Annotated in this window: 13 protein-coding genes; 9 read left to right on the top strand and 4 right to left on the bottom strand. The window is 70.1% G+C overall.

Going from position 1 to position 13768, the window contains the following annotated elements; all coding sequences use genetic code 11:
* Positions 1-44: 44 nt before the first annotated feature.
* Genes EV371_RS31035 through EV371_RS31020 form a run of 4 tightly spaced genes read left to right on the top strand, consistent with a single transcriptional unit; the run spans position 45 to position 4686 of the window.
* On the top strand, positions 45-962 hold the full coding sequence (locus tag EV371_RS31035) for a hypothetical protein (RefSeq protein ID WP_165436564.1): 918 nt from the start codon (positions 45-47) through the stop codon (positions 960-962).
* Positions 959-2116: a hypothetical protein gene (locus EV371_RS31030; protein ID WP_349337883.1), complete on the top strand. Its 1158-nt coding sequence runs from the start codon at positions 959-961 to the stop codon at positions 2114-2116. Before EV371_RS31035 ends, EV371_RS31030 begins: the two co-directional genes overlap by 4 nt.
* Positions 2117-2162: 46 nt before the next feature.
* Positions 2163-3686, top strand: a complete 1524-nt coding sequence (locus tag EV371_RS31025) for a hypothetical protein (RefSeq protein WP_130465178.1) — start codon at positions 2163-2165, stop codon at positions 3684-3686.
* 58 nt (positions 3687-3744) lie between these two features.
* Positions 3745-4686, top strand: a complete 942-nt coding sequence (locus tag EV371_RS31020) for a hypothetical protein (protein ID WP_130465177.1) — start codon at positions 3745-3747, stop codon at positions 4684-4686.
* Positions 4687-4756: 70 nt separating this feature from the next.
* On the opposite strand, the gene EV371_RS31015 is transcribed toward EV371_RS31020, so the two are convergent.
* Complete coding sequence (locus tag EV371_RS31015; protein ID WP_130465176.1) at positions 4757-5524, bottom strand: endonuclease/exonuclease/phosphatase family protein; 768 nt, start codon at positions 5522-5524, stop codon at positions 4757-4759.
* A gap of 108 nt (positions 5525-5632) precedes the next feature.
* Here EV371_RS31015 and EV371_RS31010 point away from each other — a divergent pair, with 108 nt between their 5' ends.
* The gene (locus EV371_RS31010; RefSeq protein WP_486484863.1) at positions 5633-6964 is read left to right on the top strand and encodes an AAA domain-containing protein; all 1332 of its coding nucleotides are present in this window, start codon (positions 5633-5635) and stop codon (positions 6962-6964) included.
* Between the two features lie 181 nt (positions 6965-7145).
* Positions 7146-7385 (top strand): hypothetical protein, encoded by a 240-nt coding sequence (locus EV371_RS31005; protein WP_130465175.1) that lies wholly within the window; start codon positions 7146-7148, stop codon positions 7383-7385.
* 152 nt (positions 7386-7537) lie between these two features.
* On the opposite strand, the gene EV371_RS31000 is transcribed toward EV371_RS31005, so the two are convergent.
* Positions 7538-10663 (bottom strand): DUF3427 domain-containing protein, encoded by a 3126-nt coding sequence (locus EV371_RS31000; protein ID WP_130465174.1) that lies wholly within the window; start codon positions 10661-10663, stop codon positions 7538-7540.
* Between the two features lie 82 nt (positions 10664-10745).
* Here EV371_RS31000 and EV371_RS33635 point away from each other — a divergent pair, with 82 nt between their 5' ends.
* Together EV371_RS33635 and EV371_RS30995 are read left to right on the top strand one after the other, a co-directional pair.
* The gene (locus EV371_RS33635) at positions 10746-10913 is read left to right on the top strand and encodes a hypothetical protein (protein WP_165436879.1); all 168 of its coding nucleotides are present in this window, start codon (positions 10746-10748) and stop codon (positions 10911-10913) included.
* Between the two features lie 201 nt (positions 10914-11114).
* The gene (locus tag EV371_RS30995) at positions 11115-11684 is read left to right on the top strand and encodes a hypothetical protein (RefSeq protein WP_130465173.1); all 570 of its coding nucleotides are present in this window, start codon (positions 11115-11117) and stop codon (positions 11682-11684) included.
* 77 nt (positions 11685-11761) lie between these two features.
* Here the strand turns inward: EV371_RS30995 and EV371_RS30990 are convergent, their stop codons facing one another.
* Positions 11762-11992 carry a hypothetical protein gene (locus tag EV371_RS30990; protein WP_130465172.1) on the bottom strand — a complete coding sequence of 77 codons (231 nt, stop codon included), beginning with the start codon at positions 11990-11992 and terminating at the stop codon, positions 11762-11764.
* 106 nt (positions 11993-12098) lie between these two features.
* Positions 12099-13190: a GNAT family N-acetyltransferase gene (locus EV371_RS30985; RefSeq protein WP_130465171.1), complete on the bottom strand. Its 1092-nt coding sequence runs from the start codon at positions 13188-13190 to the stop codon at positions 12099-12101.
* A gap of 31 nt (positions 13191-13221) precedes the next feature.
* On the opposite strand from EV371_RS30985, the gene EV371_RS30980 reads away from it, so the two are divergent.
* On the top strand, positions 13222-13731 hold the full coding sequence (locus EV371_RS30980) for a MarR family transcriptional regulator (protein ID WP_130465170.1): 510 nt from the start codon (positions 13222-13224) through the stop codon (positions 13729-13731).
* The last annotated feature ends 37 nt before the right edge of the window (positions 13732-13768 follow it).

Raw genomic sequence — 13768 nt, 5'->3', positions numbered from 1 at the left:
TGCTGGTGATTGCTGGAAAAGAGTGGAACTCGTACGCTGCCAGCGTGGCGGAGTCGGTGGACATGGTCGAGCGTCGGATCGACGCCCTGCGGGCCGAGATCCGCCGCACGGTGGCGGCCCGGGACACCGCCCGGACCCGGGCGCTGCGGGCCGAGCTGCGGGCCGCCGAACACGCCTGGGAGCAGGCCGTCACCGACCTCGCCGAGGAGTTGGGCGCCGAGCCGGCGGCTGAGTCGCTGGCCCCGGCCGGGTCGCTGGCCCCGGCCGGGTCGCTGGCCCCGGCCGGGTCGCTGGCCCCGGCCGGGTCGCTGGCCCCGGCCGGGTCGCTGGCCCCGGCCGGGTCGCTGGTGCCGGTGCGTGAGCAGGTGCATCATGCGCTGACCCTGCTCTGCGTACCGGCCGCGCCGAGGCTGATCGCCGAGGTGCACGCGGCGTTCTTCGGCCCGTCGGCACCGAGCCTGGCCGCGAACCGCCTCACCCACCTGCGGCGGGACGAGAAGCGCTCGTTCGAGACGGCGCCGTACGCCCGGCCGTACCATCTCTGCGCCGCGCTGACCGCCGCGCACCTGGCACCGGCGCGCGGCCTGATCGCGGTCTCCACCTGGCCGCTGGAACGGCGGGTCGTCGGCCCGCTCAGCCCCCGGGTCGACTTCCTGACCGCCGCCGTCCGGATCGCCCGCCGGGCCGGCACGATGCCGGACGGCAGCGCCCCGGTCAGCAAACTGCTGTGGCGGTTCGCCACCAACATCCCCGGCGCGACCGGATCACCGGGAACACTTGATCGCCATGACACAGTGGATCCCCAGACGGTGATCCGGGCGGCCGAGGCCGAACGCGCGGTGCATGCCGAGGCCGACCGGGCACAGCGGAAGGCGGCGGCCGACCGGGCCCGCCGGCACCTCGACGACGTGCAACAACTCTTCGGCAGTACGCTGCGGACGCTCCAGGGGAAGACGGCATGACGAGCATCAGCATGGGCACCAGCAGGAGCACCGCCGAGCGGCTGGCCGCGATCCGCGGCGGTGTGCAGCCGAAACGGCACAACGCCCGGACCATCGCCGCGCTGACCCGCAACCCCGGCTGTGCCCGGCGGGCCGTACTCGACACGGCCGGGGTGGACAAGCAGCGGCTGGCGGCGTACGTCGACTTTCCGGCCCGGTTCGGGCAGTCCGGGTTCGCCATCGCCCGGGGCAACGCGTTCGAGGCGCAGGTGTTGGCAAGTGGCGCTGCCGAGCTGGTGAAACTGCTCCGGGAACGGCTCGGGCTGCCGATCCCCGAGGTAGCCTACGACGACCTGGCGACGGTGACCGGGCGGGAGAAGGAAACCCCCGAGGTCCGGTACGCCCGCTCCCGGGCCCTGCTGCTGCGGGCCGCCGCCGGGGAGGACGACGCCGGCACGCTCTTCGACCATCCGCTGCTCGCCCTGGAGGTGGCCGGCCAGCGGGTCTACCTCGAACCGGACCTGATCGCCTTCCAACACGCGGGCCGGTTCCACGTCGTCGAGATCAAGTCGTTCGCGGTGCTGGACGGGCAGGCGGATCCCGGCAAGGTGTCGGCGGCGGCGATCCAGTCGGCCGTCTACGTGCTGGCGATGCGCCAGATGCTGGCGGAGGCCGGGCACGACCCGGAGATCGTGGCGCACGACGTGGTGCTGGTCTGTCCGCGCGACTTCTCCAACTCCCCGACCGCGGTACTTGTCGACGTCCGCAAACAGCTGGCCGTGCTGCGGCGGCAGCTCGGCCGGATGACGAGGGTCGAGGCGATGCTCGCCGCCCTGCCGGCGAACCTGAGCTTCGACCTGGCGCCGGACGCCGACGGGGTACCGACCCGGGCCCCGGAGGCGCTGGTCGACGCGCTGCACGCCATCGACGCCCGGTACGCCCCGGACTGCATGTCGGTCTGCGAGCTGGCGTACTTCTGCCGGGCCGAGGCGCGCGGCTGCACCGCCGCGCTCGGCACGGCGGCCCGGGAGGAGCTGGGCGGGATCGAGCGGGTCGAGACCGTGCTCGGACTGGCGCGGGGCGAGCTGGTCCCGGCCGAGGAGCAGGAGGAGGCGGCGGCGCTGCTCCGGAACGCCGCCCGGCTCCGCGCCGAGGTGCTGGCGGCGGCCGGATGATCCTGCTGGCCGGGCCGGTGACGGCGGTGGTTGCCGGGACGGTGGCGTGAGCACCCTGACCGCGCTGGCCCGGGCCGAGGCGGTGGCGGCCGGGCGCGCCCAGCGGATCACGACGGTCCGCCACCTGCACGTGGCGGACCGGCCGCTGGTCTTCGTGCCGCTGAGCATGGCCGGGGAGGCGAACGCACCACTGGCCGCGCTGGTCGGCGACGATCCCGACGCGCCGAGGCTGCTGGTGGTGCCGCAGCCGCGCAACCGGGACCAGCGGTTCGGCTTCGCCGCCGAGCTGGCCGAGGTGATCCTGCCCTACCTGGACAGCTTCCGGGGTGTCGCGGAGCCGGTGTCGGTCAACCGGGGCAAGGAGATCCGCTACCGGTTCGTGGACGCGCCGCAGATGCTGGTGCCCAACACGGCGGGGATCGGCTTCGTCCGGCTGTTCGGCCGGTCGACGCGGTTCCGGCGCACCGACGGTGACTATCCGGTGCACCCGTCGGTACCGCTGCTCGGGCAGTGGTTGACGTTCCTGGCCGACCGGGCCGAACATCCCGGCTCCGGGATGCTGCTGGCGCTGACCGAGGCGCTCGGGCTGCACTGGGCGACCGGGCAGTCCGGGCTGGAAGACGCACACCTGGCGGCGCTGCTGGCCTGGATCGACCCGACGGACGGGCTGACCGGTGCCGACGCGGCGGTGATGGCCGAGGATCCGCTGCGCTGGCCGCCGGCCGGGCCGGCCACGGATCCGACCTTCGACAACGAGGTACTGGCGCCGGCCATGGCCGGCTACCAGGAGGCGGTGGCGAGCGGCGACGAGGTGCGGCGGGGGCGGGCTCGGGGCGTACTCGAAGAAGCCCTGCGGTCGCAGCTGGCGCCGACCTGGGAGCTGATGTGGCGGGGCGTCTCGCTGCTCCGGGAACTGCCGGCGGGGTCGCGGGTGGCCGGGCGCTGGGCCGAGGACCGGGACGTGTTCAGCACCTTCACCCTCTACGTCGACGGGGGCGGCTATCCGCAGCCGCGCCGGGACGGGGCGGTCAACGCGGCGCAGCGGCTGCACCGGCTCGAACGGGCCCTCCAGTCGTACGCCGTGCAGCGCGCCTACGACGACCCGCTGGTGATGGCGGACTACCGGCTGACCGGGGAAGCTTTCGTCGGCGAGGTGACGCTGGCGGACCCGCACCGGATCGACGACAGCGGGAAGCGGCGGGTGTTGCGGCCCCGGATCCAGCTGACGACCGGGGATGTGGTGCAGGTGACGGTGGGGACGGTGCTGCACTCGCCGAGCCGGCCGGGGCAGAGGGCCCGGGTGGTGTTTGTGACGCCTGACCCGGCGCCCGGCCGGACGGACGTGGTGCTGGAACTGTCGGGCGGATTGGGACGGTCGCTCACCCCGGCGCCGGGGAGCGTGCCGGAGGTGGGGGAGCGGCTCTGCTACACGACGCTGTCGGACTCGTTCGTGCCGCCGGGGGAGTTCCCGAGCCGGGAGGAGACGCCGTGGACGCACGGCGGGCCGCCGCAGGCGTACGAGGAGCCGGTCGAGCCGAGCGTGGACGATGCCCGGGAGGAGTGGTCGTGACGAAAACCTGCCAGCGACCGGGTACCGCTGGCGAATTCCGCCGGTCTAGGATTCTGGAATGGGTGATGTCGGCAATCTTTGGGACCTGGAGGCACAACCGGCCGCCCTGGATGCGCTCGGATCCGCCTGGAGCATGCAGACCAAGCAATTGACCTGGGCCGCTGAGACGGTGAACAGCGCGGCCACCCAGGTGATCGGATCGGAGGCGTGGACGGGTGACACCGCCGATCGATACGACCAGCACCGCCGGAAACTTGTCGCGGAGTTCGACGACTGTGCCGAACTGGCTGGCAAGGTCGCCAGGGCACTCGGCGAATGTGCCCAGGTGCTACGCCACAACCAGGAGATGCTCACCCGTGAGCGGGAGAAACTCTCCAGAATCCGCCACGAGCAGCCGCCCGGTGGCCCGCTGACCTTCCATCCCGCCGACGAGCAGGAGACGAAGCAGGTGAACGAGGCGATCGCGCTGGCCAAGCAGATCCGGGCCAGGGTCGACTCGGAACTGAACGCCCAGGCGCGGGTCTTCGAGTCGGCGCACGGCCAGTTGCAGGGCCGGCGGAGCAAGCAGACGGCCGGGGCGCTACGGATGCTCAACTACAACATCCAGCAGGGCGGCGGTGGCAACCAACCGTTCCCCTGGAACAAGGCCCAGGGCACCGATATGCGTGACATGGGCGAGCTGGCGCAGCGCATCATCGACGGCAAAGTCGACGTCGCGACGTTGCAGGAGATCTTCGGCAGCGGAGCGGAGCGGCTGCAGCAGGAACTCAACGCCCGGGCCGCGCCGGGTGAGCGGTGGGAGGTGCACTTCGGCAAGGCCTCGGAGCGGGGGCACTGGGACGACAGTCTGTTCCCGGGCGGCGGGAAAGAGGACTTCGGCAACGCCGTCGTCGTGCGTACCGGCGATGGCCTGACGACCGGCAACGTCAGGGTCACAGACCTCGGCCCGGGCGACGAGGGGCGCTCCGCGACCAGGGTCCGGATCAACGTCGACGGCTGACCCGGCGTGCGGGGCCGCGGCCGTGACATCGGCGGCGCGATCCCCGCGGCAGCCTGCCTTCAGGCCCGCCTCACCAGCTCGGCAGCCTGACGTCGACCAGCTGCCCGTCGTGGTCGGACTGCTGCCGGTCGAACCGATGGGCCTCGCCGGCCGCCCCCACGCCCCGGGGCAGTAGGTGGTCGATGGGCCGGTTGGTGGCGGAGGTGCCGCCCCAGCCGTCGTGGATGGTGCTGGCCCCGAGGTCGAAGCCTCGACCGGCGTAACCTCTGAGTGCCTGCGCGGACGGGCTGTCGTCGTTCGCCACCGAGTTGAAATCCCCGCCCACCACCGTGTTGCCCTGGGACTCGTTGCCCAACAGCTGCCCCAGCCTGTTGATCTGCCCAGGCTGCGGCTTGTCGTCGCCGTGGTTCAGGGTGATGTGCGTGCTGAGCACGTCGAGCTGGTTCCGGTTCGCCTTGAGCAGAGCGTCGACCTTGAGACGGCTCTCGGACCTGGCGTCGGCGTCCCGGTACAACGCGATGGCCATGTTCAGTCGGTCGCGGTCGCTGTCGAGCGTGCCCGAGAACGCCACCAGCACGTCAATCATGACCGACTTGGCCCAGCCATGGGCACCATGGCAGGCCGAGCCCGCCTCCGTGTTGCCGAACAGGGTGGGCGCCGGCGACAGCGAGACGGACGGCGTCAACCGGTTCCCAGTGATCTTCGGCGTCGTATTCAGGGTGGGTACTCCGGAATCACTCCCGCGTAGGGTGTTGATCCCCGCGTCGATCGCGGTCTCCGCCCGTCGCACCTCGTCGGCGAGTTTTTCCAGCTGCGGGTAGTCCACCTTGGTCGTCACGGCTGGAAAGTCTATCAATTTCGCTGGTGTCGGTGGCTCCGCGAACTCCTGCCGGCGCGGGACCCTCCGGGTACTGTTCCCGGAGCCGTCAGTGCGGAGGTGGGGTCATTGCCCGGGCAGCTGAAGACATCGCCGACCGAGGCGGCGGGGCAGGCCATCGCTGGCGTGCTGGCCGACCTGCACGGCGGGCATCATCGTGGGGTGGTGGTCGACTCGCCACCCGGGGCGGGAAAGTCGACGCTGGTGGTGCGGGCGGCGGGGGAGCTGGCCGAGGCGGGCGAGCCGCTGATCGTGATCGCGCAGACCAACGAGCAGGTCGACGACCTGATCGACCGGCTGGCGCAGGCGCGGCCGGAGCTGCCGATCGGGCGGTTGTCGGCTAACGACTACACGGCGACGGACCGGATCAGGAACTATTCGACGGTCCGGGTCGCGGCGAAGGTCGCGGACCTGGGAGCGTCGTCCGTGATCATCGGTACGGCCGCCAAGTGGGCGCTGGTGCCGGAGGGTCGCTGGCCGTGGGCGATCGTGGACGAGGCGTACCAGATGCGCTCGGATGCGCTGCTGCGGGTGGCGGGGCGGTTCGACCGGGCGCTGTTCGTCGGTGATCCGGGGCAGTTGGATCCGTTCTCGACGGTGGAAACCGAGCGGTGGACCGGGCTGACCTGGGACCCGATGCAGTCGGCGGTGGCGGCGCTGCTGCGGCACAACCCGGAGCTGCCGGTACACCGGCTGCCGGTGTCGTGGCGGCTGCCGGCGACGGCGGCCCCGGTGGTGGCGGAGGCGTTCTACCCGTTCACCGGCTTCTCGGCCGGGACGACCGCGGAACAGCGGTCGCTGTCGTTCGCCGCGGCGGGGTTCGGTGGTGGGGCGGTGGACGACGCGCTGGAGATGGCGGCGGCCACCGGGTGGGCGTTGTACGAGCTGCCGGCCCGCTACACGTTGCGGACGGATGGCGAGGCGGCGGCGGCCTGTGCGCGGCTGGCGTTGCGGGTGTTGGAGCGCGGGGCGGTGGCGGTGTCGGAGCGGGCGCCCGGGGGCGCGCCGGTGACCGCCGACCGGATCGCGGTGGGGGCGGCGCACCGGGACCAGGTGGCGGCGATCCGGGCGCGGCTCGGGGCGGCCGGGGCGGGGATCACGGTGGACACCGCCAACCGGTTGCAGGGGCGAGAGTACGACGTGGTGATCGTGCTGCATCCGTTGTCGGGGCGGCGGGACGCGACCGCGTTCCACCTGGAGGCGGGGCGGTTGTGCGTGCTGGTGTCGCGGCACCGGCACGCGTGTGTGGTGGTGGCTCGGGCGGGGATCGCGGAGCTGCTGGACGCGCACCCGTCGACCGAGCCGGTGCACCTGAACGTACCGGTCAGGTTCCCGGACGGCTGGGAGGCGAACCAGTCAGTGCTGGCACACCTTGTCAGTAGCCGAAGCCGTAGCTCCTAACCGTTGCCCAAGATGGACGGTAAGAACGCTGCCGGACCAGCCGCCCCGCAACGGCGGCCACTGGTGAACGCACCGCACTGGGTGATCCACCTACCCACCACCCTCACCGACCACCAGCGGGCCGTCGACCTCCTCACCGCACTACGCACATCCCTCGCACACGTACCCGTACTCGACTTCGGTGAAGCCACCAGAGTTCATGACCTTCATCGCGAACGCCACCGGCGGCGAGGTGCTGGGCAACTTCGTCCGGCGTGACGCGCTTGACGTGACCGCCCGGCAGGAGGATCCGGCCGAGGTGTCGCCGATCGCCGCCATCCTCGGCTTCGACCACCGGGTGACCGCGACGTTCCGGCTGGCGAACCGGGCCACCGAAGAGGCGCGCGACGAGGCCACCCGACTGCCGCAGCCCTTGCTGTAGTTCCCGGCGGTTGATCGGCCCGCCGGCCGACGTCCGGAAGACCGACTCGGGCGGGATGTGCGGCCCAGGTCGCCGCCGAGATCCTGGCCGGCCCGGCACCCGAGAGCCGTCGAGCAGTCGCTGGACTCCGCCACAGCTGAGGTGGGCGATCCTCAGGCCGCGATGTTCCGGGCGGCAGCATAGAGGTCCGGTGGGAGTAGTCTGTCGAGCCGCCACAGCACCCGCATCGGCCGGCTGCCGGTGTGCGAGTCGTAGGTCATCGCCCCGGCGTACAAGTACGCCGGGGCGCCCAGGTCGCCGTCGCGGACCTTGGTTTCCCGGACGAAGAGATGCACCGTCGACCCGCGCTCGACGTGGCGGATGTAGCGCTGTCCGGTCGGTGATGCTACCGAGGTAGTGCTCTGTGACTCCCATTGGAAGAGTTCCTCGGTGATGGCGCGGTCGGCGTACATGGTGGTGGGGGAGTAGTGGCGCTCAGACTTGAGCAGGGTGACGAAAAAGAGATCGGCTTGCTCTCCCGGGACCCACTTCACGCCTTCGCGGAGCTGGGTTGGATTTGGTACCCCGAAACCGGCACAGGCCTCGTCGCGGCTGTAGCGAGCGTGCACTCGTAGCGGGACGGTTGCCGAGACCGGGCCGGTCGTGACGCGGTGGATGCGGTCTTCCAACACCTCAGCAAGCTGACGAAGCTCGTCGCACCGGTCCGGGTGCGCCCAGAGCCGCCGTAATCCATCCTCTTTGCGGTCAAGCGGGATCTTGTTTCCCCAGAGGATGACGTGCAGCAGGTCTGCGAGCCGTCCGGCGCTGCGGCGTCGCCCGGCGGCGACCTGACGAAGCAGGGCGAGCCGGTCCAGGTCGTCCAGGTGCAGCATCCGACCGATCGCGGCGCCAAGTGCGGCATCATCCGGCCCGACAGGGCCACGGCTCAGGCCGGCTCGACGGCGAAGCCCGGTCCACCCGCCGAGACTTCTGCGACGGTAGATGTCATCGGGCTCCACGCCGGTCTCGCGGAGGAAATCGGCGAGGCTGACGTCCCCGAGTTCCCGTAGCTCGGCGGTGAGGCTCGCCGTCGAGTTGGGCAGCGCCGCCCTGAGGTTGGCCAGGATGATGTCCTTCGCTACCCGGTCGAGTTCGATGTGACAGCCGCTGGGCAGGTGGGGGAAGTCGTCGGCGACAGCTTGGGTCAGCGCTCGCCGGCTGACTCCGGTCAGCGCTCGCCATCGGAGGTCGAAGCGGAAGTTGGTGTGCTGCCCGCCGATGAGATCGAGCACGGTGAGGCAGGCTTTGCCTTCGTCGAGGCGCAGTCCTCGACCGAGCTGCTGAAGGAAGATGGTTGCGCTCTCGGTGGGGCGCAGCATCAGGATCGTGTCGACCATTGGCAGGTCGACACCCTCGTTGAACAGGTCCACGGTGAAGAGGACCCGCAACTCGCCACGCCGGAACCGGTCGAGCAACCGCCTGCGCTGATCGGCATCAAGGCGCGAGGTCACGGCTGCGGACGGTACCCCGGATCGACTGAACGACTCGGCCATGTACTCGGCGTGGGCAACGCTCACGCAGAAGCCCAGCGTCCGCATCTGAGCGACGTCGACCTTGTCACGTACCGCCCGCAGGATCTTCGAGACCCGCGCCCGGTTGCCGGTGTAGAGCCGGCTCAGCTCGCTCGGGTCATAGCCCTGGCCGCGCCGCCAGCGCAGCATCGACAGATCCACGTCGTCGTGCAGGCCGAAGTATTGAAACGGTGCGAGGAGTTGTCGTTCGAGCGCCTCCCACAGGTGCAGTTCGACCGCCGTTCGTCCGTCGAACCAGCGGCGCACGTCGCCGCCGTCCGCCCGGTCCGGAGTCGCGGTCAAGCCGAGGAGTTCGCGGGGTTCGAGCCGCTTCAGGACGCGGCCATACGTGGGTGCCTCGGCGTGGTGGAATTCGTCAACGATCACCATGTCGAACCGGTCGGGCGGCAGGTCCTCGTCGCCGAGCCGGTGCAGGGATTGGATCGAGGCGAAGACGTACCGCCAGTCACGTGGCTTCTCACCTGCGACGAGTACCTCGCCGAAGCTGCCCTGACGCAGGACCTGCCGGAAGACCGAGCGGCTCTGCCGAAGGATCTGCTCCTGATGTGCGATGAAGAGCAGGCTGTCGACCTTGCGGCCGTTCCAGAGACGCCGGTAATCCAGGGCGGCGACCACCGTCTTACCGGTGCCGGTGGCCATCACCACCAGGTTGCGGTGGCGACCGTGGACCAGGCGTTCGGCTTCGAGGTCGGAGAGGACCTCTCGCTGGTAGCCGTACGGGTGGACGTCGATGTTCGTGATCTCGATGTCGGTCTCGGCGGTGTCGACCAGGCGTTGACCACGCGGGAGCCGTTGCCGGCGCTCGTGCCGCAGTGCTTGCCGGAGGCGATCGGCGTGCACGGCTGGGTCGTACGCCTCGAAAGCCGGATCGTTCCAGTAGTCGGTGAACGTCGCATCGAAGGTGTCGATGACCTGGGGCTGCTCAAGGCGGGAGACCCGGACGTTCCACTCCAGGCCGTCGACCAGGGCTGTCCGGGACAGGTTCGAGGAGCCGACGTAAGCGGTGACGGCACCACTGTTCCGGCGGAAGAGCCAGGCCTTGGCGTGCAGCCGGGTGGTCTTTGTCTCGTACGACACCTTGATCTCGGCACCCAGCTCAGCGAGCCGATCCACTGCACGCTGGTCAGTAGCGCCGAGGTATGTCGTGGTGATGACGCGGAGGCGACCACCACGAGCAATCAACTCTTGCACGGATCTTTCCAGCAGGCGCACGCCGTACCAGGTGATGAAGGCGCAGAGCAGGTCGACGTGGTCCGCCGAGGCCATCTCTGCGTTGACCTCATGACCGATGCGTGGCTGATGCCGGCCGTTGACCAGGAGGGCGCCGGTCGACAGCGGTGTGGTGGGCCGGACAGGGAAGTGCGGCGCCGCCGGTGGAACCGGAGGGTGGGCGATGGCCGTGAGCAGCTGTTTGTGTGCCTCGGCTAGCTGGTCGTCGTTGCCGGTCGCTTGTGGCTCAAGGTCGGCGATCCTCTCCGCGATGCGGTTGACCATCTCGATCTGTCTGGCAAGTCGGTCGTTCTCGTCACCGCCGACGGCGCATAGCGCTCGTTGAACCAGCCCGGTGATGTGCCGGGCCAGCACGACGTGGGCATCCGCTGGGTCAAGGCTGGCCCGTTCGACCAGTCCGGGGTCGAGGTGTTGGAGCTTGCCGGCGAGCTCGTTGGTGATGAGGCGTTCGTAGATGCCCCGCGCCAGCTCCGTCATCCCGGAGAGGCTAACAACGTCGGGACGAAGCAGAGAGTCGATTCTCTTGTCGATCCCGTCCGTACCCTAACCTCGGCCCTCCGTGGTCCACAGCAGCGGCCCGAGCAGTGACGAGGTGGGCGAGTCCGAGGATCAGCAGTCGACGCGTACCCGGATATGGTGTGACGCCCTGATCGGTGAACCCCGCGCCGGCCCCGGCAGCCGGCGCCGCACCCGGTTCGTCAACCACCCCGGAGCCTGCACGAACTGACCAGGCCCGATCGGATGCGGCGGCCGAGCGGTTGGGCCGTTACCTGCCGTCCGGCGGACGTCGGCTCGCGCGATCCACATCGAACCGCACAGAGCCGTACCACATGTAGCCAAATCAATAACCTCAGGCTGCACCGGACATCCATGTCGAAATGTGTCAGGATAGCCGTACGTGAATGTCTGACCTCTGCGGGAGGATCGGGTGGCGTTCTGGCGCGTCCGGGACCGGATACGCCTCGAAGCGGGGCATGTCCTGGATGTGGCCTCGGGTGGTGACGGCTTCGGCATCCAGTACTGCGAAACGGCGCTCACCGCCAAACGCCCCATGCGAGGCAAGGCCGAGCAGCGGATCCGGTGCGGGCACTGTGGACATGTCATCGTGTTCACGGTCTACTCCGCCGCGCTGACCCGGCGGCATCGTTTCGTCGCCTACGGCCTCGGCGCCGCCCTGCTGGCCGTCGCCGTCCTGGTCTACGGCGTCGGCATCGACGCCGTCGTTTCGGCGACCGGTCCGCTCTGGCCGCTGCTCCTCGCCGTCTCCGAGATCGCGCTGATCGTGCTGGCCCTCGGCTTCCTCGGTTATGCCGCCATGTTCGAGTACGGCGTCCGGTCGCCCCGGATGTGGCGCGGAGGGCCGGCACCGCGCTACTCCCACCTGGCCATGTTCGACCCGCACCTCGGCAACAAGCCGCTGGCCCGCACCGGCCGGGCGAGTTCCACGATCCATCACCAGCACACAGACGACCGTCCGCCCGGGTCAGGGTCGACCTGACCGCACACCCGCCAGTGCGTCGCCGCCCACCGCGATCCACCAGCCATGAGCGGGCGGCCAGCGACGTGTTGTCCGGATCAGACCGAACTGTCGATCACGGTCCCGGCGACGGCCAACCTCGGGGCCGGCCTGCCCGGCGCCACTCTGAGTCGCCGGCTCGGCATGGTCACAGTGCGGGACAGCCGGCCGATCAACCCGAACACCTGGACGGTGACGGTGACGCCGTTCATCACCGGGGCCGGCTCGGCGACGCAGACCATTCCCACCAGCCGGGTGTCGTACTGGTCGGGGCCGGCCGTCCGGCACACCGGGGGTGGCAACCTGGCGCCGGGTCAACCCACCAGTGCGCAGGCGCAGACCCTGACGGTGCCTCGCATCGGCGCTCGCCGGGCATGCGGGAGGCCGAGCGCGTCATCACTGTCGACCAGTGAGGTCCTTGGCAAGGCAGATGGTTCCGTCAACTCCGGCGGGTGATGTCGGCCGATAGCCCTCTTTCTGGTAGAGGTCGATGTTCCGCAGGCTCTTTGCGCCGGTGCACAGGAGGATGCGGCGACACTCGGGGCCGGCGGCGGCCTCGGCGGTACGTAGCAGCCACCGGCCCAGACCTCGGCCGCGCAGGTCGGGCACGACGGCGAGCCGACCCAGGTGCCAGTCGGTGTCGATGCGGCGGGTCCGCACCATGCCCAGCAGCCGGCCGTCGAGCCAGATGCCGGTGGTGTGCCAGCTCCCGAGCCACTCACCCACCTCCTCCAGCGACTCGTGCAGTGCCGGTATGGCCATGGTGTCATTGGCGACAGCCTCTTCCACCCAGCAGCACCGCTGCAGCACGGTGACCTCCGCAGCGTCGTCGGGGGTCAGCCGCCTCGCGTAGGCCCCTGGCAGAAGACCGGACACGGTCCCCGCGGATACGGTCCCGGCTCGCGCGCGTTCGCGCATCGGCCGCAGGGCGTGGGCGAGCCGGACAAGCTCGTCCAGCATGGCCACACCCGCCGCGTCGCGGGCTGCGTCCGGCCGCAGCCGCCCCTCCTCCGCCACCGCATCGCCGATCCGGATCGCGACGGTGGCACCCAACGGGACCATGCGCAGGGTGGTTACCACCTGCTTGGCGTGCTGAACGGAACGGGTACCCGCCGATGTGTTGCCGTAGCTGACAAAGCCGATAGGTTTCCATGCCCACTCGCCGTTGAGGTAGTCCAGCGCGTTCTTCAGGGTCGCCGGCATCCCGTAGTTGTATTCCGGCGTGACCGCGATGAAACCGTCCGCCGCGTCGGCGATGACGCTCCACCGACGGGTGTGCTCGTGCCGGTAGACACCCGACGACGGATGTTCCTCCTCGTCCAGAAACGGCAGGTTCAGGTCACCGAGGGCCACCGGTACGAGCTCGACGCCGAGTTCCGCGGCCCGCGGGGTAACCGCGTCGATCAGCCATCGCCCCATGACGGGGCCGAGGGCGCCCGGACGGGTGCTGCAGATCAGCGCGAGGACGCGAAGCGGTTTCGTTGACATGGAAACGAAGCTTAGATGCTAGATTGATTACATGTCAACGAAGCCGTCGACCGGGGCCGTACGCTGGTTGACCCCCGACGAGGAGCGAGCCTGGCGGGCCTTCCTCCGCGTCATGGTCGCCGTCCGGGCCGGCACCGCGCACGACCTGGCCGCGATCGGCCTTTCCGAGCCCGACTACGAAGTGCTGAGCACGCTGTCGGAGCGTCCCGCGCACACCAGCATGCTGGGGGAACAGGCCGACAAGATGGGCTGGTCGCGCAGCCGGCTCTCCCGGCACGCGACCCGGATGGAAGCACGGGGTCTGTTGCGGCGCACGCCGGACCCGACCGACGGCAGGGGCTGCCTTCTCGTGCTCACCGCGGAAGGTCTGGAAGCTCTGGAGAACGCCGCACCGACCCACGTCGAGTCGGTGCGGCGCCACTTCATCGACCGGCTGGATCCGGAAGACCTCGCCGCCCTCGAACGGATTGCCGGAAAGGTTGGCAGGTCCGAGGTGGTCGCTGATCCCGAGAGCAGCCCATCCGGGCAGCGATCAGCGTGATGATCATGACTGATATCGGTCCAATGCGGTGTCGAGC

The sequence above is a fragment of the Plantactinospora sp. CNZ321 genome, assembly GCF_004217235.1.
The sequence above is the reverse complement of the archived record's forward strand: the minus strand, read 5'-3'. Positions and strand labels throughout refer to the sequence as shown.